The following is a 920-nucleotide window of genomic DNA, read 5'->3' as shown; positions in this document are numbered from 1 at the left end:
CAAAAAGACCATTTTTCAAAAGGACGACATGCTTCTGCCTGTCTGGGATTAACTCCTGTTCAACATAGTAGTGGAGGCAAACAAAATATAGGGGCTATTGCTAAACGCTGTGGCAACAACACTCTGCGTAACGCCCTCTACAATGGAGCCATTGGGGTCGTTTGCAAATTAGAAAAGCGAGAAGCTCGTACATCAAAAGAGCAATGGCTTAAAGCAATGACGGTAAGACGTGGGAAAAAGGTTGCTGCAATAGCATTGGCAAATAAGACCGTACGAACAGCCTTCGCTATGATAGAAAGCGGAGAGGATTACAAGCCACAATTCCTTGTGGCTTAACAGAGTTAGTCAAAAAGACCGTGATAACGAACAGGTAAGACCAACCTTCAAGAGACTGTGCAACGCTTAGGTATTAAATACCGCTGCCAAGATAAAGTCATGACGGTGCGAACACATCAAAGTGGCCCGAGATAGCTTCTCAACTAGAGCCCGTATATAAGCAAGCATCTAACCTTCGTTAACAATACTTTTTGACAACAATAGGGAGTCCATATAAGCGTTGAGAATCACGCTGAAATGCTTTAGCAGACAATATGAGCAGGTGCATTTGGATTGTGATGATTGTCCTGCAACTCCTCAACTTTTTTATATTCATCTTTCAAAGGCTTAGTCTTGCGAACATAACCTTTAGGCGTCACGACTTTAAATGAAATGCCTAGATTAGTCTTTGCTTTATGTTGTTTCATGAGTCATCTCCTGTAATCAAAAAACGGTAAGCGTTCACCAGCAGTCCATTGACAAAAAGTGTGAGTTAACGCAATTGATCCAACATTCCTAATTGAGTGATCATTTCTAGCCGTCATGCTTAATGCATGAAAAAGAAAAAATCTAAATTCTCATCTTCGCCGCCCGTGGCCTCAGAT

The 920-nt window shown here is 41.7% G+C and carries 2 protein-coding genes; one reads left to right on the top strand and one right to left on the bottom strand.

The genetic code is table 11. The features are described from left to right. Nucleotides 1–336: transposase (locus tag DA100_RS08340; protein WP_138971551.1), on the top strand; the 336-nt coding region annotated here is incomplete at its 5' end. A 242-nt stretch (nt 337–578) separates the two neighbouring features. Here the strand turns inward: DA100_RS08340 and DA100_RS20940 are convergent. Then, nucleotides 579–743, bottom strand: a complete 165-nt coding sequence (locus DA100_RS20940; RefSeq protein ID WP_171052180.1) for a hypothetical protein — start codon at nt 741–743, stop codon at nt 579–581. Between the last annotated feature and the right edge of the window lie 177 nt (nt 744–920).

The organism is Vibrio sp. Hep-1b-8 (assembly GCF_006124995.1).
Lineage (GTDB): Bacteria > Pseudomonadota > Gammaproteobacteria > Enterobacterales > Vibrionaceae > Vibrio.
Note: the sequence above shows the minus strand (reverse complement) of the source record. Positions and strands in the feature narration are given on the sequence as shown.

Bases quoted from the DNA above. Each gene is read 5' to 3' on its own strand.
- DA100_RS20940 (WP_171052180.1), bottom strand. From the start codon at position 743: ATGAAACAACATAAAGCAAAGACTAATCTAGGCATTTCATTTAAAGTC.